Origin of the sequence: Nocardia sp. NPDC019395 (assembly GCF_040632335.1) — a bacterium.
Classification (GTDB): Bacteria; Actinomycetota; Actinomycetes; order Mycobacteriales; family Mycobacteriaceae; genus Nocardia.
Window position 1 is genome coordinate 52142 of the sequence record NZ_JBEYBT010000014.1, and the last position, 18407, is coordinate 70548.

The following is an 18407-nucleotide window of genomic DNA, read 5'->3' on the forward strand; positions in this document are numbered from 1 at the left end:
CTCAACCGCCCGTCGAGGCTTGCAGGACCAGCACCGGCCGGTCCCGATGGAGGTAGCCGGTCGCACCGCCGCCCCACGCTTCGGACCTGCGCAGAGCGATATCGAGATCGTGGCCGGACAGGTAGGTGCCCGCGGGGATCTCGGACTGCAACGGCCCCTCGAGCGGGGGCCGATCCACCGGCTGGGTGGGCACGTGGGTTTCGCGCAGCTCCGCCGCGGTATCCGGCGCGAGTTCCACGACCGCATCGATCCAGTAGATGCTCGGCCCCGGTGCCCGGCCCGACTCGTTGTCCCGCTCGACCCAGGAGACCGCGACCGGCGCGCCGATGGCCGGGAAATATTTCACCAGCGGCTCGGCGTCGTGCCGGACGACCACGTCTGGCGGCTTGTCGCCGCAGCCGAGCGGCGCCGACAGAGCCAGGGTGAGGGCAGCGGCCGCGCACAGTCGTAACGTCGGTTTCATTTCGGACGCGTGCCCCCTGTGTCTCGGTTGTTGTCCGGGGCGCGTTTGCCGTCACCGGAATCCCGGTTGTCGGTGCGATCCTCCCGGCCGGCGTTCCGTTCCGGATCCGAGGTTCCCCCGCTGTCCGCATGGGCGGGCGGGTTACCCATCTCCCAGGAGATGGTCCGTGTCAAGCTGCCGTGCGATTCGAACGGTCTGGCCCAGCCGACCTCGGCGAACCGGCCGTTTTCCTGGTCCGAGGCTCCGGTGGCCATATCCGATTTTCCCTTGTCGAAGTTGTAGTAGTCATCGGCGTTGACCGTGACGTCCATGGTGACGCGGTTGCCCTCGACTCGGACGTTCGAGCTGCTCCACTGCTGGTATCCGCCGACCGCTTTCTGCCAGTTCTCGGTTTCCGGATACGCGGTGTCCTTCCCGATGGAGGTGGGCTTGCCGGTCATCCGGAATTCCTTGTTGCCCGCCCGGGCGAACATATCGGCCGCGGCGGCCGATCGGCGGATTTCGTCGTCGACCGCGTCCTTGATGGCACCGTCCTCACGGTAGGCCTCGCTGAAATCGAATCCGATGGGCTTGCCGTCGTTGTCCCAGTAGTGGGCGTACATCGCGGTCGCGTCGTCGAGGTCCGACCGGATCATCTCGCCGCCGAGCAGCTTGCCCTGCCAGGACACCTTGCTCAACCAGTCGTCGAATGTGCCTTCCTTCGTGTTGTAGAGAAAGGTGTCGTCGTGTTCGAGGCCGGGCCGTTCGGGCGCACCGAGCTTGTAGCGCCCGTCCGCCGAGTACATCGGCGTCGTCGGCGCCTTCTGCAGGATCTTCAGGAAGCCGACACCCTGCTGGAGCATATCGGCGGCCTGCTTTTCGTCGTCGCCGAACGATTTCAGCAGGCCCTTGATCTCGGCCTCGAAGTCCGCGGCCTGCTGGACGAGCCGTGACTGCATGATCTGGCCGACCAGGGTCCCGCTCTGCGGATACTGCGGCGCAGTCACCGAACCGTCGTCGGCCACTGCCATACCCGCACCCGCCGCCTCTTTGTCGACAACGTTCAGCAGAGTGGTTCTCGTTCCGTCCAGCTGTTTGCCGTAGCTGTCGAACAGGACTACCAGGGCCGCGGCGACCTCATCGATATTGGTGGCCGCCATCCGCTCGCCGAGCGCGCGGGCCGAAGCCGCCGTCGCGCCCGCACCGCGCCAGTGCTGGACCACGTCGGCGACATCACGGCCCATCTGGTCGACGTGCTCGATGAAATCGGCATTCCGGGCATGCAGTTCGGATCCGAAGGTCCCCATCGAGGTGGGTACGCACCCTCGGACATGGGCGATGGTCGTCACGAGGGCAGCTCGCCCCGCAGCCGCTCGAAGTGATCGCTGAACCGCCGCTCGAGCTCTTCGTACGATTTCGCCCCCGCGGTGGCCGCATGCGACATCTGGGCTATGTTCCGACTGAGAGCTCGGAACGCCGCGAGCGCTGCCTCGCCGACGTCGACCGCGACAGCCTGCACCGGCGACCCCGGCATCGTGACAGTCTTTTCCAGCTTCAGCTCGTCGATAACGTCGGCGTGGCCGGACAGATCCTTGCCGAGACCACGCAGAGCATCGGTATCGGCCTGCACGATATCCGTCATGGCCCCGTCCCTCGAATTCCGTACTCGCACTGAGATCTCCACCGTACGAATCGGAGGGAACAGCCGCTGAAACCGCGACCTCGCGGTGGTGACGGTTGAGTGAACGGTCCATATGGCCGCCGGGGAGCGCGACAGGTCACGTGCCGCCGTAACTCCGGCAGGTCACCCGGTGAGGTGCGCGAGCGTCGTGATGACGCGGTCGGCGATATCCGGTGGCCAGGGGAACGACGGGGAGACCATGCGCTGGTGAGCGAGTCCGTGCAGGCCGAGCCATAGCGCGACCGTATCCGCCAGGACATCGGTACTGGTCGCGCAGCCGGCGGTGACACAGTCCCCGAAGGCTCCGGCGAACAACCGCAGGCTCTCCTGACCGAGCGTGGCCATATCGTCGCGGGTCACCGAGCCCTGGGACAGATCGGGTATCCAGACCCCGGCGAACATGGCCCGGTAGCGCCCGGGCCGGGTCGCGGCGAACTCCAGATAACTGCGGCTCACGGCCAGCAGCCGCTCCCGGGGTGAGTCGGCGGCGGTCAGCGCGGTGCGCAACTGTTCGTCCAGCTCGTCGAAGGCATTGCGCACCACGGCCAGCATGATGGCGGGCTGGTCGGGGAAGTGGCGATAGATCGAGGGCGCGGCGATCCCGGCGCGGCGGGCGACGGAGCGCAGGGTTATGGCGCTTTCCTCGCCGGTCTCGTCCAGCAGTTCGACCGCCGCGGCCACGATCTCGTCGCGCAACCGGCCCCCCTCCCCTCGACGGTTGCGAGTACGGATAGGTGTCGCTGTTTTTTCCTCTCGCATACCGTCACCTTACAGAACAAAACTTACAGGTGTTAGCTCTTGCGTAAATTCACCTAACAGCCGTAACCTTACGAGCGTTATCGCAACCCAGAGGATCGGACACCACCATGGACAGCAACACTGTCACCAGCCGAATCACCGAGATCGTCCTGCCGGGCAAGGTCGAACCGGACGGCCTCCAGGTCACCACTCGCGAACTCCCCGCGCCCGCCGCCGGCCAGGTCGTGTTGCGCCTCGACGCGACCGGTGTCTCGTTCGCCGAACAGCAGATGCGCCGCGGCAAGTACTTCGACCAGCCGCCGTTCCCGTTCGTGCCCGGGTACGACGTGGTGGGCACGGTGACCGCCACCGGCCCCGGGGTGGATACCGGCCTGATCGGTCGCCGGTTCGCCGCGGTCACCAAAGTCGGCGCCTGGGCCAGTTCACTGCTCCTGGATGCTGCCGACCTGGTGGCGGTACCGGACGGCGTGACTGCGGCCGCCGCCGAAACCGTAGTGGTCAACGGCGTCACGGCCTGGCAGATGCTGCACCGCACCGCCGGGGTGCGTTCCGGTGGCACGATCGTGGTGCTGGGTGCCAACGGTGGTGTCGGATCGACGCTCGTACAGCTGGCCCGGCACCACGGGATCACGGTGATCGGCACAGCCTCCCCGCGCCACCACACGGCGGTGCGCGAACTGGGCGCGATCCCGGTCGACTACCGCGATCCGCAGATGTATCAGCGCATCTCCGAGATCGCGCCCGACGGTGTCGACGCGGTATTCGATCACGTCGGCGGTGCCGCGATAGCGGAGTCGTGGAAGTTGCTGCGCCGGGGCGGAACACTGGTTTCCTACGGCACCGCGGCGACAAAGGACACCGAGGGCAATTCGCAACTGCCCGTACTGAAACTGTTCGCGCAACTGGCACTCTGGAACTACCTGCCCAACGGCAAGAGCGCACGCTTCTACAACTTCTGGGCCGGCAAACGCCGCCTCGATTCCTTCCGCAGCCGTCTGCGTGCGGACCTCACACAGGTCCTGCGACTGCTGGCCGACGGCGTGCTCACCGCACAGATCGCCGCGGAATTCCCACTGTCCGAGGCAGGTTCGGCGCTGAGCCTCGCCGAATCACGCACGGTCACCGGGAAAGTTGTCCTCGTCCCCGACGCGTGACCACTGCCGGTTTCTCCCACCCACGAATCTCACATCCGCCGAACCGCATCTCGAACCCGGAGACGAACTGCCATGAGCACCGCCACCGCCACCACCCGCATCGCGCCCGCCGCCCGCCCCGGCGATGTCGACAACCGCGCCACTTACATCAGCTTCGGACTCGCCTACGTCGTCGGACACGGATCCGCCGCGCTCTCCAAGGGCCCCAGCCCTGTACTGATTCTGCCCGAGTGGCTACCGATAACCCTGCTCGGAATCGGTCTCGCGATCGGCACGGTATGCGCCACCCTCGCCGCCCTGCGCGCCCAGCTCGGCGCCGCCGAATCCGAAGCCCACACCGGCAAACTCCTCGGCCTGTCCTGGATCATCGGTTTCGCCGCCCTGGCCGTCGCCATCACCGGCCTCACATCCGCCCTGAATCTTCCCGATCTGCAGAACATTCTCTGGCCCGCCGGATCCAGTCTTATCGTCGGCCTGATCTACCTCAGCGAAGGCGCCGCACGCCGCAACACCCTGCACTACAGCGTCGGCGCCTGGCTCGCCCTGGTCGCCGCCGTCGCACTCTGCTTCAGCACACCCGGCCCCTTCTGGGTCCTCACTATCGCCGGAGGTATCGGCTACGCGGTCGCCACCGTCCTCGAATTCCGCCGCCTCACCGGTACCTCTCTCCCACACAGTGATTGACCGGAATTGAGCATTCGGGACGCACACGGCACGACCGTACGCGTCCCGAATTGCCGACGGCCCAACGGAACCCGCCACCGTCGCCCCCGACCTCACACGCACCCGTGAACAGCTCGGCACTACGCCCACCATCGGACTACACGCGGGCCTGCACCACACCCTCGACTGGATGCGCACAATCCTGACACCCGCGGACAGAATCGGCTGATCTGCACCGAACCTCGAAGGTGGTGGTGGAGGACGAAGGGTGGTGCGCGAGCGTCGTGCGACCGCATCTTTCGGTCGGCTACCGGAACACCGACCGTCCATGCACCAACAGATGTTACTAACATAATTGTTAGTAACATCTGCGGTAGTAACTCGCGGTCGGTCCACGGGTTGTCAGCCGGCAGGAGCAGGTGGATCCGCCGGGGATGACGAGCGTGGTGAGCAGAGATCGAGATCGATCTCGCCTTCGGCGACCATCTCGCGCGTACGTGCGATGGCAACGACCCGGCGGTGCCGGTCGGCTGCCTCGGGAAGCGCGGCGTTTACGTGTCTTTTCAGTCCGTCCAGACCGAATCGATCGATGTCGGCTCGGTCGGGGGTGGGGTCGGGGTGCCGCTGGGGGTGCGGGAGAAGCGCGGGGCCGGGGCGTGCTGAGTGACCTTCTCCAGTTCGATCAGCGAACCGCGGGCGGCGATATGGTCGTTCTCGGTCGCTTCCTCGAAGGTGAGCACCGGGGTGACGCAGGCGTCGGTTCCGGTGAAGATTTCGGCCCATTCGTCGCGGGTCTTGCTGCGGAACTTCTCGGTGAAGAGTTTCTTCAGCTCGTCTTGACCGGCGGGATCCATCTGGAACGGCAGTCCCTCGGGGTCGATACCGAGACCGGACAGCAGCTCGGCGTAGAACTGCGGTTCGATCGCGCCGACCGCCATGTATTTGCCGTCGGAGGTTTCGTAGGTGTCGTAGAACGACATACCGGTATCGAGGAGGTTGGTGCCGCGCTCGGAACTCCACGCGCCCATTCCGCGGAAGGCCCAGATCATCTGCGACAGGGCCAGGGTGCCGTCGATCATGGCGGCGTCGATAACCTGACCCTTACCGGAATTCTGGCGTTCCACCAGGGCAGCGAGCACACCGAAGACCAGGAACATCGAACCGCCACCGAAATCGCCGACCATGTTCAGCGGCGGTACCGGGCGTTCGCCCTTGCGGCCGATGGCGTGCAGGACACCGGTAAGACTGATGTAGTTGATGTCGTGTCCGGCGCGGTCGGCCAGCGGACCGAACTGACCCCAGCCCGTCATCCGCCCATAGACCAGGCGCGGATTACGTTCCAGGGCGGCGTCGGGCCCCAGTCCCATCCGCTCGGTGACGCCCGGACGGAACCCTTCGAGCAGCACATCCGCCCGCTCCACCAGGCCCAGCACCTTCTCGATATCCGCCGGATCCTTCAGGTTCGCCTCCACGACGGTGCGGCCGCGCAGCGTGGGACGGTCGGCACCGCCAGGGAGCTGACCGGCCCGCTGGATCCGCACCACATCGGCGCCGAGGTCGGCGAGCAGCAATGCGGCATGCGGCCCCGGACCGATCCCGGCCAGTTCGATCACGCGAATGCCCGCCAGCGGGCCCTGCTTGGTGGCGGTGGATGGTGTACTCACGCCTTACCTCGGTTCGTCGTCGATCCAGTGTCCGCCCGCGGCCGCCCGCGGACATATTGACAGTATGACAACAGGGGCGCAACGTCACGGTCTCGGTTCGGACAATCCTGTTTCCGCAGCTGTCGGTGGGTGCGGGCAGACTGTCGATATGCCCGGCCCCACGCTCGCCCCGCTCGACGCGACGGATTTCGATACCGCGATCGGCCGCTGCGCCATCGCCTGGCGCGACGACGCGGTGGCCCGGTTCCACCTCCCCGGCCACAACCCGCTGACCACCCCGGCACGGCTCATGGGCGACGACGCCCGCTGGCTCCCCGCCCCCACCACAGGCTCCCGCGCGGACGTGCTCACCCGGATCCGCGCCCACCTCGACGGCGACCTCGACGACCTCCGCTGGATCCAGCTCGACCTCACCGGTCTGCCGGATTTCCACCGCGCCGTCTACACCGTCACCCGCGCCATCGACCCGGGCCGCACACTCAGCTACGGCGAGGTCGCCGACCGGATCGGCGCCCCGGGCGCCGCCCAAGCCGTCGGCCAGGCGCTCGGCCGCAACCCGATCCCGCTGATCATCCCCTGCCACCGCGTCCTGGCGGCCGACCACGCACTGCACGGTTTCTCCGCACCCGGCGGTATCGAAACCAAACAGCGTCTGCTCGCCATCGAACGGACCACGGGCTTCGGCGAACCGACGCTCTTCTGATCGAGACGAGAATGCGCTGGAGGGGTGGGGCGGACTTTGCGAGAGTAGGCCCATGCCGTTGTTCACGAACGTGCCGCCCACGACCTTCGCGTCGTTCGACGGGACCATGATCTGCTACCACCGGGCCGGTACCGGCTCGCCGGTGATCATGATTCACGGTTCCGGCGGCGGGCTGCATTCCTGGCAGCCGGTGGCCGAATACCTCCCGGACCGGTTCGATCTCTGGTTACCGGCCCGCCGCGGGTACGCACCGAGCGGGCCGGGACACGCCCCGAAATCCTTCGCCGACGAGGTGCGTGATCTGGAAGCGATCATCGGCATGATCGGCCGGCCCGCCCATCTGGTCGGCATGTCGTACGGCGCGATCGTGGCCCTGCACGCGGCCGCGTCCGGGCTCCCGGTCCGCTCACTGGCCCTCTGGGAGCCGCCGCTGTACGCGGCCGGTGCGGAACTCGCCCCCGTACTGTCCCGGTTCGAGCGATTGGCGGCGAGCGGCGACCGCAAACAGTCCGATCGGCTACTGGCCGAGAAGGTGGCCCGCATTCCGTCGGCGATGCTCGACGGGCTGGAAGAGGCCGCCGGCGCGGACGAGGACACCCACGACGACTCCTACGGCTGGAGCCGGGACCTCGAGTCGCTGGTCGCGGACACCCTCTACCTGGATCGCTGGTCCTCGGTGACAGTGCCGACGCTGCTGATGCGGGGTTCGGATACCTGGGAACCGATGCCGGAAACCGTCGAACGGCTCGCGGCCGTGATGCCCCGGGCCACCATCGAAACATTTCCGGATCAAATGCATTTCGCGCCGACGACTGTTCCCGAGGCCGTGGCGGGCGTGCTCGCGGATTTCCTGTACTGACCACCCCGAACCCTCTCGGGCACCCGCACCCTTCCGGCGGGCGTACCGTGATCGGACCGCGTGCCCGCCCACCCGATCAGGCCGTTTCGGTGCCCGAACCCAGCCGGGGGAAAGGTTCGGTGGAGAACACGACCTCCACCGCCACCTCGAAGTACGCGGAGATCCGCAACGCCAGATGCAGGCTGGGGCTGTATTCGCCGCGTTCGAGGTAACCCACCGTCTGGTAGTGGACGCCCAGCGCCTCGGCCAGCTGCCGCCGCGAGATACCGCGCTCGGCGCGCAGCATCGCGATGCGGTTGTAGATGACCTCAGAAGGCACGCTGCATCGCCTTCTCCCGCCGGGCGGCCATACTCGACCCTGATTCGTGACGCGCCATGCGTCGCAACACTACCGGCGCGATCAGCAGGCCCACGACGGCCCATACCCCCAGTACGGCCGCTGTTTCGAGATGCCGCCAGGATCGGCCGATCTCGATGGCCACCGCGTCCGGCGGCAGCAGGGCCGAGCGCATACCGAGACCCGCCCAGTACATCGGGAACACCTGGGCCACGGCCTGCAACCAGCCCGGCAGCGCCGTGACCGGGTAGAAGATGCCGGAGATCGCGATAAGACCCATGAGCGGCATCGTCAGCAGGAAGGTCGCGCGGGGCCCCTCGAGGACGCCGCCCAGGATCGCGCCGGACGGCAGTGTGGCGAGCAGACCGAGCAGTACGACCCAGGCGAAAGTCAGCCACGCGCCCACCCCGTCGAGCGACGAGCCGCCGATGATCAGCATGCCGGCGGCCAGCACGACGAGAACCTGTACGAGAACCGATCCGGCGGCGGCGGCGATCTTGCCGACGAAATAGCCGGCCATACCGTTGGGTATCGCCTTGGCCCGCAGCAGGGTGCCGTCCTCGCGGTCGAGCACCAGCACGTTGGTGATCGCGAACAGGCCGTTGAAGGCGATGATGCTGCCGATCAAACCGGGTAGCGCGAGCTCGGCGATCGACAGTTCACTGCCCGCGTACTCCCGGTTGCGCAACAGGTACAGCGCCGCGAGCGAAATAGCGGGGGTCAGGAATTGGCCGATCAGATCGGGGGCGCTGAGGTACATCTGCCGGAGCTCGATCCAGCCGCGGGCGAACCCGGCCCGGACGGCGGTGGCGGTGGGATTCATCGGGTGACCTCCGCGAGAGTGTGGACCGCTTCCCCGGGCTCACCGGATTCGTGGCGTCGGACCAGCGTCATATATGTGTCCTCGAGCGATGCCCGGCGGACCTCGAGTTCGCCGATCCGGTCGCCGTGTTGTTTGAACAGTTCGTGCACGTATTTCGTGGACTCCGTGGTGGTGTGCACGAAACGCTGATCCCCGACGGTCCAGCGCACCTCGGCTTCGCCGGTGATACTGCGGGACAGTTCGTCGGCCGAACCGTCGGCGATGATCCGCCCACCGGCCAGGATCAGGATCCGGTCGGCGAGCTTCTCCGCTTCGTCGAGGTCATGGGTCGTGAGCAGCACTGTGGTGTCCTCGAGGTCGGCCAGGCGGTGCACGAGGTCATGGAAATCGCGGCGGGCCGCGGGGTCGAAACCGGCGGTGGGTTCGTCCATGAACAGCACTTCCGGCCGGCCGACGATGCCGATCGCCACATCCAGCCGGCGACGCTGACCGCCGGACAATGTGGAGATCTTGGCGCCCGCGTGCTCGGTGAGCCCGACGAGTTCGAGGAGTTCGCCGGTGTCCCAAGGCTTTCGGGCACGATCATCGGAGTACGGCCGGTAGTAGGTGCCGAGGTGGTCGAGCAGTTCGCGCACCCGCCATTTGGCGTGGTCGCGCCAGGATTGCAGCACCACACCGATGCGGGCGCGCCAGCTTTCGTCACCGGCCGCCGGGTCCACACCCAGCACGGTGACATCTCCCGCCGACCGCGTGCGAAACCCCTCCAGAATCTCGATGGTGGTGGTCTTGCCGGCACCGTTCGGGCCGAGCATCACCAACACCTCCCCCCGCCGGGCCTGGAATGTCACATCGCGCAATACCTCGGTGGTGTCGTAGCGCATTCGCAGCGCCGCGATATCGAGTACTACGCCGTCACCCGAAGCCATGAGACCTCCCAATCGCCCACCTTCGATGATTTGTAGCATACGTACTACATATCGATGGGGCAATACTCCGAGCACAAAGGCATACTGAACGGTATAGGCAAACTCACCGCACGTCGCTGACGTACCGTCGCGCAGCTACTACCCGGGAGGATGTTCGATTTGTTCGAGGTACCGGAGAAGTTCGCTCACCGGCTGATCGCGGACACCGGCGAACCCGGCCGAACCTGGCTCGCATCGCTGCCCGGCAGGCTCGGAGAACTGCTGAAACGCTGGCGGTGCCACCCAGACGGGCCGGTGCTCCACGGCCGGGTGGGCGTCGTGCTACCCGTGCGGCGCGCCGGTCTGCCGCCCGCGGTCGTCAAAGTGTCGTTTCCCGGTTACGCCGATCGCTACGAAGCGGACGCATACGCCGCCTGGGACGGCGCCGGCACGGTCCGGCTGTACGCACGCGATGACGAAAACCACGCCATGCTGCTGGAACGTGCGAGCACCCGCACGCTCGCAGATATCGACGACCCCGCGGAAGCTCTCGCCGTCCAGGGCCGGCTCTCGCGTCTCATGTCGATACCGGCGCCCGCGGGGCTGCCCAGGCTTTCCGATTCCATCGGAGACTGGGAACAGGAAATACGCACCGCTTCGGCATCTCTCGGCAATCCGTTGCCGAACCCGGTGCTCGATACGGCAATCGCGACGCTGCACGACCTCGGCCCCGACCAACCCGGCACGCTCGTGCACGGGGACCTGCACGATGCCAATATTCTGGCCGCCGATCGCGAACCCTGGCTCGCGATCGATCCGAAAGTCTATGTCGGCGATCCGGCATACGAGGCACTCAACGTCATTCTGAGCCCACGATTCGGCCCAGTCCTGGCCTCGGCCGACCCCGCGCCGATGCTCGACCGATACCTGGATATCTATTGCACGGCAGCCGGACTGAACAGGGACCGAGCGCGCCGCTGGACCCAGCTCGGAGCAGTCCGCGAGTCGCTACAGGGTCGCCGCGACGGTGAACCCGAATGGCTGATCCGAGCGTTCGACACGCTGGGCGCGGCGTTCGCGTAGACCCTCCGGGGAGCCGGCAGCCCGGCCCGGCGCGGTGGGATCGCCGCGGCTCGATCCGCGCGCGGCCAGGCGTAATCCGTACTCAGCCGATCTCCAGGTGGTCTCCGGTGCGCAGGGTGCCGCCCTGCGTCACCGATAGATAGAGCCCGACACACGGCAAGGCGCCGAGCCCCGGGATATCGACGTCGACCCGGTTCTCGGCCATCGGGCGGCGGACCGCCTGTGGCGAGCGCGGCAGGTCCCCGTGCTCCAGCGTCGGCACCGCACAGCGGGGAGTGGGGGTTATCGCCGTCGAGCGCACGCCGCCGAAGCTCAGTTCTCTTCCGGTCCAGTCGTTTTCGCCGAACGGCGGAAAACCCGCAGGAGTGGCGACAATCAGGTTCGGCCGGTAGCGCAGCGCCTCGATACCGAGATGGTCGAGGGTGGCGGTGGTGATCATGTGCAGCGCCGCGAAATCGACGAACGACACTCCCGGCGTACCGCCGGCGACGGGCAGGGTCGCGTAGTCCAGAGTCGCGTCGACCCCGTGTGCCAGAACATCTTCGGGGTCCGGGCGTTCCATTTCCGCGCCCTCGGGGCGACGGCCGGCCAGGCGCACCTCTCGTCCGAGCATTTCGGTCAACAGATCGTCCGCGGCGCCCCCGTCCGCTGTGGTAGTGCGCCCGTCCGGCAACGAGATACGGACCCTGCCCGGATCTCCTGTAGCCGAACATTGCAGCAACCGCCGCCACAGTCGCGGCTGTTTGGCGGTGGCCACACGCCCGGTGGCTACGTCGATCACCGCCAGCGCCCGGTCCCCGGTGGCACCGCTCTCCTCGACCGTCAGTTCCTGGACATCCTCGCCGAGCATGGACTTCACCGGATACCGGCGCAGTGCCGTGATCTGCACTAGCCATCCTTCCGTTGCGCGGCCTCCGTTCACCGGAACCCGCTCGTTTCGGACCATCGATGATATCGAGCACCCGGCCTCGCTTCGGCGTGGGACTCGGATCCGGGCTACTTTGGTTCCGTGAGCGTATGGGGTGAAATTCTGGTCGGCCTGGTGATTCTGGTCGGCTTGGTCGGCATCGTGGTGCCGATTCTGCCGGGGGTGATCCTGATCTTCGCGGCGGTCGCGGTGTGGGCATTCCTCACCGGCGGGGTTACGGCGTGGGCCGTGCTGGGGATCAGCACACTGCTGCTGGTGATCTCGGGAGTCGTGAAATACACCTGGCCCGGGCGAAATTTGAAGGAGGCGGGGATCCCCAACCGGACCCTGCTGCTGGGTGGGCTCGCGGGGATCGCCGGGTTCTTCGTGATCCCGGTGGTCGGGCTGTTCGTGGGTTTCGTTGTGGGGGTGTATCTCTCGGAGATGGCCCGGTTCCCCGACAACCGGCAGGCCTGGGTGTCGAGCAAGCACGCGATCAAAGGCGTGGGTCTGTCGATCCTGGTGGAACTGTTCGGCGCGCTACTGGCGAGCGGTGTCTGGGTGATCGGGGCCGTCACCGCCTGATTGCCGGGGCAGCACCCAGACCTTGTCCTCGTCAGTCCGTGCCCGGGGCCTGCCCCGGTCGTGGGTCGAGGGCCGGGAGAGGACGGGTGGTGCCGTCGGTGGCGGGACGTCGGTCGATATCCCGCAGGGGCGGGACGAACAGCGGCAGCGTGGGGGTGGGGTCCTCGGTGGCGCGGTCGACGGCGGGCAGGCCGTAGAACGCGCGGGCGTTGTCCTCGAGGACCGCGTTCATATCGGTGCCGACCACATCGGCGATCAGCTCCACATCGACTTCCCGGAACGGGCGGCCCGCCCGGGTGCCGGGTAGATCGCTGCCGAACATGAGCGCCTCGGGGTTCACCGCGTGGATCCGGCGCAGGGCGGTCGCGACGTTCATATCGACCCGCCCGAAACCGGTCGCCTTCACCCGGGCCCCGCGATCGACCAGGTCCAGCAGGTAGGACAGGCCCACCTGGGACATCCCCAGATGGTCGATGGAGACCTTCGGCAGTTTCAGGATCACCGGCTGCAGCGAGGCCAGCATCTGGCCGTCCACATAGATCTCCACATGCCAGCCGCACAGTTCGTGGGCGCGCAGCGCCTGGCGGGTCATCCCCGTGATATCGGCGGCGGCGCGTTTCAGGTTGAACCGCACCGCCCGCACGCCGGCCTCGTGCAGATCGAGAATCTCGGAATCGGAGGCGTCCAGATCGAGCCGGGTCACCCCGACCCAGCCCGGGCCGAGTTCGGCCAACGCGGCCCGCAGGTAGCTCTGATCGTTTCCCTGGAAAGACGCGCTGACCACCGCGCCACCGGAAGGCGCGAACCGGGCCATCCGGCGTCGGTAATCGTCGACCGTGTAGGGCTCCGGTAGGTAGCCCTCATTCTCGATCAGCGGAAAACGCGGATCGATGATGTGCACATGCGCATCGAACACGGATACAGAATGCCTGATGTGTGGGGGTGATGCCCGCTCCTCCCAGCTCTGGGTGGTCGGAGCGGGCTCGGATTACACCTTGTGGGGTTCGCTGGCGCGCAGCATATCCTCGCGCTCGACGACCTTGACCCGCTCCCGGCCCTCCGGCTCGCCCAGCGAACGCTCATGGGCGTCGAGCCGGTACCAGCCCGCCCAGGTGGTGAACGGGATACCGCGACTCTCGAGGAAATCGGTCACCGCGTCCGGCTCCGGGCTCTCGGCGACGGCGAAATCCTTGCTGTCGTCCAGCAGGCACGCCACCGTTTCGTTCGCATCGCCCTTGGTGTGGCCGATCAGCCCGACCGGACCGCGCTTGATCCAGCCGGTCACATAGGTGCCGGGCAGGTAGCGGGCGGCACCGTCGGCGTTCTCGTCGACCAGTACGCGACCGGCCTCGTTCGGGATCACACCGGCCTGATCGTCGAACGGCAGCTCGGAGATGTTCTGCGACAGGTAGCCCACGGCGCGGTAGATCGCCTGCACATCCCAGTCCCGGAAGTTCCCGGTGCCCTTCACGTTGCCGGTGCCGTCGAGCTGGGTGCGTTCGGTGCGCAGCCCCACGACCTTGCCGTCCTCGCCCATGATCTCGGCGGGGGATTCGAAGAAGTGCAGGTAGAGCTTGTGCGGCCGATCGCCCTGATCCCGGATCGCCCACTGCTCGAGGGTGTTGGCGACCATATCGACCTGCTTGGAATGGCGGCGCGCGGCCTCGGATCCCTCGTCGTAGTCGATGTCCTCCGGATCGACGATCACCTCGATCGTCGGCGAATGATCGAGTTCCCGCAGCTCCAGCGGGGTGAACTTGGCCTGCGCCGGCCCGCGGCGGCCGAATACGTGCACCTCGACGGCCTTGTTGGCCTTCAGGCCCTCGTAGACGTTCGGCGGGATCTCGGTCGGCAGCAGTTCGTCACCGGTTTTGGCGAGCACCCGCGCCACGTCGAGCGCGACATTGCCCACCCCGAGCACCGCCACCTTCTCCGCGTCCAGCGGCCAGGTGCGCGGCACATCCGGATGCCCGTCGTACCAGGAGACGAAATCGGCGGCACCGTAGGAACCGTCCAGATCGATACCCGGGACCGGCAACGCCCGGTCGGCGTTGGCGCCCGTGGAGAAGATCACCGCATCGTAGAAACGCCGCAGATCCGACAGGGTGATATCGGTGCCGTAATCGATATTGCCCAGCAGCCGCACCTGCTCCTTGTCCAGGACCTTGTGCAGCGCGGTCACGATCCCCTTGATCCGGGGGTGGTCCGGTGCGACGCCGTAGCGGATCAGACCGAACGGGGCCGGCATCCGCTCGAACAGGTCGATCGAAACCTCGGCATCCGACTTCATCAGCGCGTCAGCGGCGTAGATCCCCGCCGGACCAGCCCCCACGATCGCGATCCGAAGCGGGCGATTCGCTTCCTTCTGCTCGGTCATCTGTTTCGCGCACCCTTATCGGTCGAAAGAAATCACTGGCGTTGCACTTAGCTTAGGCTAAGTTGACGCGTGGCCCGTATGCGCCGTTGTCGCGCCGCCCCGGGGCAGCCGGTTCGCTGCACGTCTTCCCACGTCTCCGCGGCGACTGCTGTGCCGTCCACCCGCGGTCTACCGCAATTCTATCGGGGTGCGGGCGCACCATCGATGGCGGGACCAGGGATGATCATCGGTATGAGCGATTCCGGACCCGCTGACGAACCGTCGGCCGCCGACCCGGATGCCACCCCACCACGGCGCACGATCACGCCGTTCGCCGTGGCCGCGGTGATCGCGGCCGTGGTCCTCGGGGGCATCCTGCTCACCGGCCTGCTGGCGCCCGTTGAGAAAAATGTCACAGAATCCGACCGGATCGCGGGAGCGGTCCGCGACTTCGGCGATGTGAGCAGCCGCTACGGACCGGAACCACCGCGCGAGGCGGTCTGTCCCGGCTTCGTTCCCGCCCGGTCCCCGTTCGCCGGACGGCTACAGCCCGGCGAGACCGGAAAAGATATCGAGATCACGAAATTGGGCCCGATCCAGATCAACGGCGAGACCGCGACCGTCGATGTGACCAGCCGGGTCGAGGGCGCGGAAGCAACCTCCACCTGGTGGCTGTTCCACACGGACGGCGAATGGCGGGTGTGCAACCAGCCGGTCGAATGATTCCGGCGAGCACCGTCAACCAGGGTTTGACAGCGGCCGGTCGGGCCGGGCAATCTCATGCATTAGGTCATGAGTGCCAGCGCCAAGCCCCGGCTCGCTGGTCGGCAACCCTCCTCCGCGGTGGGGTGCTCCGGGTGACGACCTGGCACGCATCGAACAGATGCGGCAAGTGCGGATTCGCAGGAGGTAACACGTATGAGTTACGCAGGTGATATCGGTCCACAGCAGGCCTGGGAACTGCTGGCCGAGAATCCCGACGCCGTCCTGGTGGACGTGCGGACCGAAGCCGAATGGAAGTTCGTCGGCGTACCCGACACCAGCCCCATCGCCAAGCCGACACTGCTGGTGGAGTGGGTCGATGGCACCGGGACACGCAACACCGGATTCCTCGACCAGCTGCGCTCGGCGCTGGGCGACCGCCCGGCCGACGCACCGGTGCTCTTCCTGTGCCGGTCCGGCCAGCGTTCGGCGCACGCCGCCGACGCCGCGACCGGTGCCGGTATCGCGCCCTCGTACAACATCTCCGAAGGATTCGAAGGCCCACTCGACGAGTTCGGGCACCGTGGCGGTTCCGGCTGGCGAGCCGACGGGCTTCCCTGGCGGCAGTCGTGATCGGCGGCGGTGCGTTCGAGCGGGTACTGCCCGAAGGTGTCGGACCGGCCACGCTGGGCGTGCGCGGCGGCCTGAACCGGTCGGGTTTCGAAGAGACCTCCGAAGCGCTCTACCTGAACTCGGGATTCGTCTACGCCAGCGCCGAAGCCGCCGAAGCGGCGTTCACGGGCGAAGCCCAGCATTACGTGTACTCCCGCTACGGGAACCCGACCGTGGCCACCTTCCAGGAACGGATGCGGCTGCTCGACGGCGCAGAAGCCTGTTTCGCGACCGCCAGCGGTATGGCGGCGGTATTCGTCGCGCTCGGCGCACTCCTGAAGGCGGGTGACCGGCTGGTCGCCGCGCGCAGCCTGTTCGGGTCGTGTTTCGTGGTGTGTAACGAGATCCTGCCGCGCTGGGGTATCGAAACGGTTTTCGTCGACGGCGAAGATCTGGACCAGTGGGAAGCGGCGCTCGCGGAACCGGCGGCGGCGGTGTTCTTCGAAACTCCCGCCAACCCGATGCAGACGCTGGTCGACGTGCGGCGGGTCTGCGAACTCGCGCATGCCGCGGGCGCGAAGGTTGTGCTGGACAATGTCTTCGCGACGCCGCTGTTGCAACGCGGGTTCGAACTGGGCGCGGACGTGATCGTGTATTCGGGCACCAAACATATCGACGGTCAGGGCCGGGTACTGGGCGGCGCGATCCTGGGGTCGGAGGAATACATCGAGGGCCCGGTCAAAACGCTTATGCGGCATACGGGGCCGGCGTTGAGCCCGTTCAACGCATGGACGCTGCTCAAGGGGCTCGAAACGATGCCGCTGCGGGTCCGGCAGTCGGCTGATTCGGCGCTCCGGATCGCGCGATACCTCGACGAGCATCCGGCGGTGAGCTGGGTGCGCTACCCGTTCCTGGAAACTCACCCGCAGTACAAGCTGGCCACCGACCAGATGAGCGGCGGTGGGACGGTGGTGACGTTCGAGCTGAAGGCCTCGGCGGATACGGCCAAGAAACGGGCGTTCGAGGTGCTCAACGGGTTGCGGATCATCGATATCTCCAACAACCTGGGTGACGCGAAATCGCTGATCACGCATCCGGCGACGACCACGCACCGGGCGATGGGGGCGGAAGGGCGCGCGGGGATCGGGCTGTCGGACGGGGTGGTGCGTCTGTCGGTCGGGCTCGAGGATATCGAGGATCTGCTCGGGGATATCGACCAGGCGTTGTAGTACCTCGGGGCAGACCGACCGTGAAGGGCGGGCTGTAATTTTGGAGCCGCTCCGCGGCTCGAGGGCGGGGCCCTGTTAACCCGGTTCTTCACTCCCGGCGCTCAGTCGCTGCGCTCCTTCGCTCTGGTCGCTCCAGAACCGGGTGGGCCCCGCCCGTGGATGCTGGGGGTGGTCAGGTGAAGGGGGTGCGGACGCGACCTACCAGGTCGGCGACAGAGCCGAGGACGGTGGTGGGGCGGTAGGGGTAGTGCTCGATCGACATCTTTGTCGAGATTCCGGTGGTTACCAGGATGGTGCGCATTCCGGCTTCCATCCCGGAGATGACGTCGGTGTCCATGCGGTCGCCGATCATCACGCTGCTCTGTGAGTGGGCGTCGATCCGTCGTAGGGCCGAGCGCATCATCAACGGGTTCGGTTTGCCCACGTAGTACGGGTCGCGGCCGGTGGCGCGGGTGATCAGGGCCGCTACCGAACCGGTCGCGGGGAGTACACCGTCGCGGGACGGGCCGGTGGGGTCGGGGTTGGTGGCGATGAAGCGGGCGCCCCGTTCGACCAGCCGGATCGCGGTGGTGATCGCCTCGAACGAGTAGGTGCGGGTCTCGCCCAGTACCACGTAGTCGGGGTCGACCTCGGTCAGCACGTAGCCGATCTCGTGGAGTGCGGTGGTGAGCCCGGACTCGCCGACCACATAGGCAGTGCCGCCGGGCCGCTGCTCTTTCAAGAAACTCGCCGTGGCCAGGGCCGATGTCCAGATCGAGTGTTCGGGGATCTCCAGCCCGGTCTGCCGCAACCGCGCCGCCAGATCGCGCGGTGTGCGGATGGAATTGTTCGTCAGTACCAGGAACGGGATCTCTTCCGCCCGTAGTTCGGCGAGGAATTCGTCGGCGCCGGGCACCATATGGTCCTCGTGCACCAGCACTCCGTCCATATCCGTGAGGTAGGA

At 66.9% G+C, this 18407-nt stretch carries 21 protein-coding genes and 1 riboswitch; of the genes, 9 read left to right on the forward strand and 12 right to left on the reverse strand.

Annotated features, from left to right (window positions below; all coding sequences use genetic code 11):
- Nucleotide 1: 1 nt before the first annotated feature.
- The 4 genes from ABZ827_RS24455 to ABZ827_RS24470 form a co-directional block, all read right to left on the reverse strand.
- Nucleotides 2-463, reverse strand: a complete 462-nt coding sequence (locus tag ABZ827_RS24455; protein ID WP_357240879.1) for a hypothetical protein — start codon at nt 461-463, stop codon at nt 2-4.
- The gene (locus ABZ827_RS24460; protein WP_357240882.1) at nt 460-1791 is read right to left on the reverse strand and encodes a hypothetical protein; all 1332 of its coding nucleotides are present in this window, start codon (nt 1789-1791) and stop codon (nt 460-462) included. The genes ABZ827_RS24455 and ABZ827_RS24460 overlap by 4 nt, the downstream gene beginning before the upstream one ends.
- Nucleotides 1788-2084, reverse strand: coding sequence for a hypothetical protein (locus ABZ827_RS24465; RefSeq protein WP_357240885.1), 297 nt, complete (start codon nt 2082-2084; stop codon nt 1788-1790). The genes ABZ827_RS24460 and ABZ827_RS24465 overlap by 4 nt, the downstream gene beginning before the upstream one ends.
- Before the next feature lie 162 nt (nt 2085-2246).
- Entirely contained in the window at nt 2247-2882 is a 636-nt protein-coding gene (locus tag ABZ827_RS24470) for a TetR/AcrR family transcriptional regulator (protein ID WP_357240888.1), read from the reverse strand.
- Nucleotides 2883-2989: 107 nt separating this feature from the next.
- Between ABZ827_RS24470 and ABZ827_RS24475 the strand changes: the two genes are divergently transcribed.
- Both ABZ827_RS24475 and ABZ827_RS24480 read left to right on the forward strand, forming a co-directional pair.
- Nucleotides 2990-4036 (forward strand): medium chain dehydrogenase/reductase family protein, encoded by a 1047-nt coding sequence (locus ABZ827_RS24475; protein WP_357240891.1) that lies wholly within the window; start codon nt 2990-2992, stop codon nt 4034-4036.
- A gap of 72 nt (nt 4037-4108) precedes the next feature.
- Complete coding sequence (locus tag ABZ827_RS24480) at nt 4109-4720, forward strand: ABC transporter permease (RefSeq protein WP_357240894.1); 612 nt, start codon at nt 4109-4111, stop codon at nt 4718-4720.
- Nucleotides 4721-5262: 542 nt separating this feature from the next.
- Here ABZ827_RS24480 and ABZ827_RS24485 read toward each other — a convergent pair.
- Nucleotides 5263-6363, reverse strand: coding sequence for a CaiB/BaiF CoA-transferase family protein (locus ABZ827_RS24485; protein WP_357240897.1), 1101 nt, complete (start codon nt 6361-6363; stop codon nt 5263-5265).
- 148 nt (nt 6364-6511) lie between these two features.
- Here ABZ827_RS24485 and ABZ827_RS24490 point away from each other — a divergent pair, with 148 nt between their 5' ends.
- Together ABZ827_RS24490 and ABZ827_RS24495 are read left to right on the forward strand one after the other, a co-directional pair.
- Nucleotides 6512-7066: a methylated-DNA--[protein]-cysteine S-methyltransferase gene (locus tag ABZ827_RS24490; RefSeq protein ID WP_357241108.1), complete on the forward strand. Its 555-nt coding sequence runs from the start codon at nt 6512-6514 to the stop codon at nt 7064-7066.
- 52 nt (nt 7067-7118) lie between these two features.
- The gene (locus ABZ827_RS24495; protein WP_357240900.1) at nt 7119-7925 is read left to right on the forward strand and encodes an alpha/beta hydrolase; all 807 of its coding nucleotides are present in this window, start codon (nt 7119-7121) and stop codon (nt 7923-7925) included.
- Between the two features lie 76 nt (nt 7926-8001).
- Here the strand turns inward: ABZ827_RS24495 and ABZ827_RS24500 are convergent, their stop codons facing one another.
- From ABZ827_RS24500 to ABZ827_RS24510, 3 genes are read right to left on the reverse strand one after another with little or no spacing between them, the layout of a single operon-like run.
- Nucleotides 8002-8244, reverse strand: a complete 243-nt coding sequence (locus ABZ827_RS24500; protein ID WP_357240903.1) for a helix-turn-helix transcriptional regulator — start codon at nt 8242-8244, stop codon at nt 8002-8004.
- On the reverse strand, nt 8234-9085 hold the full coding sequence (locus ABZ827_RS24505; RefSeq protein ID WP_357240906.1) for an ABC transporter permease: 852 nt from the start codon (nt 9083-9085) through the stop codon (nt 8234-8236). Before ABZ827_RS24505 ends, ABZ827_RS24500 begins: the two co-directional genes overlap by 11 nt.
- Nucleotides 9082-10011, reverse strand: coding sequence for an ABC transporter ATP-binding protein (locus ABZ827_RS24510; RefSeq protein WP_357240909.1), 930 nt, complete (start codon nt 10009-10011; stop codon nt 9082-9084). The genes ABZ827_RS24505 and ABZ827_RS24510 overlap by 4 nt, the downstream gene beginning before the upstream one ends.
- A 150-nt stretch (nt 10012-10161) precedes the next feature.
- On the opposite strand from ABZ827_RS24510, the gene ABZ827_RS24515 reads away from it, so the two are divergent.
- Nucleotides 10162-11073, forward strand: a complete 912-nt coding sequence (locus tag ABZ827_RS24515; RefSeq protein ID WP_357240912.1) for an aminoglycoside phosphotransferase family protein — start codon at nt 10162-10164, stop codon at nt 11071-11073.
- Nucleotides 11074-11155: 82 nt separating this feature from the next.
- Here the strand turns inward: ABZ827_RS24515 and ABZ827_RS24520 are convergent, their stop codons facing one another.
- The gene (locus ABZ827_RS24520; RefSeq protein WP_357240915.1) at nt 11156-12019 is read right to left on the reverse strand and encodes an MOSC N-terminal beta barrel domain-containing protein; all 864 of its coding nucleotides are present in this window, start codon (nt 12017-12019) and stop codon (nt 11156-11158) included.
- A 63-nt stretch (nt 12020-12082) separates the two neighbouring features.
- Between ABZ827_RS24520 and ABZ827_RS24525 the strand changes: the two genes are divergently transcribed.
- On the forward strand, nt 12083-12565 hold the full coding sequence (locus ABZ827_RS24525) for a DUF456 domain-containing protein (RefSeq protein WP_357240918.1): 483 nt from the start codon (nt 12083-12085) through the stop codon (nt 12563-12565).
- A gap of 31 nt (nt 12566-12596) precedes the next feature.
- On the opposite strand, the gene ABZ827_RS24530 is transcribed toward ABZ827_RS24525, so the two are convergent.
- Both ABZ827_RS24530 and ABZ827_RS24535 read right to left on the reverse strand, forming a co-directional pair.
- Entirely contained in the window at nt 12597-13481 is an 885-nt protein-coding gene (locus tag ABZ827_RS24530) for an amidohydrolase family protein (protein WP_357240921.1), read from the reverse strand.
- A 72-nt stretch (nt 13482-13553) separates the two neighbouring features.
- The gene (locus ABZ827_RS24535; RefSeq protein WP_357240924.1) at nt 13554-14942 is read right to left on the reverse strand and encodes an FAD-dependent oxidoreductase; all 1389 of its coding nucleotides are present in this window, start codon (nt 14940-14942) and stop codon (nt 13554-13556) included.
- A 231-nt stretch (nt 14943-15173) separates the two neighbouring features.
- Here ABZ827_RS24535 and ABZ827_RS24540 point away from each other — a divergent pair, with 231 nt between their 5' ends.
- The 3 genes from ABZ827_RS24540 to ABZ827_RS24550 all read left to right on the forward strand — a co-directional run bounded on the left by ABZ827_RS24540 (nt 15174) and on the right by ABZ827_RS24550 (nt 17464).
- On the forward strand, nt 15174-15644 hold the full coding sequence (locus ABZ827_RS24540; protein WP_357240927.1) for a hypothetical protein: 471 nt from the start codon (nt 15174-15176) through the stop codon (nt 15642-15644).
- 65 nt (nt 15645-15709) lie between these two features.
- Nucleotides 15710-15822, forward strand: a riboswitch (SAM riboswitch).
- Nucleotides 15823-15839: 17 nt separating this feature from the next.
- Nucleotides 15840-16256, forward strand: a complete 417-nt coding sequence (locus ABZ827_RS24545; protein WP_357240930.1) for a rhodanese-like domain-containing protein — start codon at nt 15840-15842, stop codon at nt 16254-16256.
- Nucleotides 16253-17464 (forward strand): O-succinylhomoserine sulfhydrylase, encoded by a 1212-nt coding sequence (locus tag ABZ827_RS24550; protein ID WP_357240933.1) that lies wholly within the window; start codon nt 16253-16255, stop codon nt 17462-17464. The genes ABZ827_RS24545 and ABZ827_RS24550 overlap by 4 nt, the downstream gene beginning before the upstream one ends.
- A gap of 172 nt (nt 17465-17636) precedes the next feature.
- On the opposite strand, the gene ABZ827_RS24555 is transcribed toward ABZ827_RS24550, so the two are convergent.
- On the reverse strand, nt 17637-18392 hold the full coding sequence (locus ABZ827_RS24555) for an HAD-IIA family hydrolase (protein ID WP_357241111.1): 756 nt from the start codon (nt 18390-18392) through the stop codon (nt 17637-17639).
- Nucleotides 18393-18407: the final 15 nt, after the last annotated feature.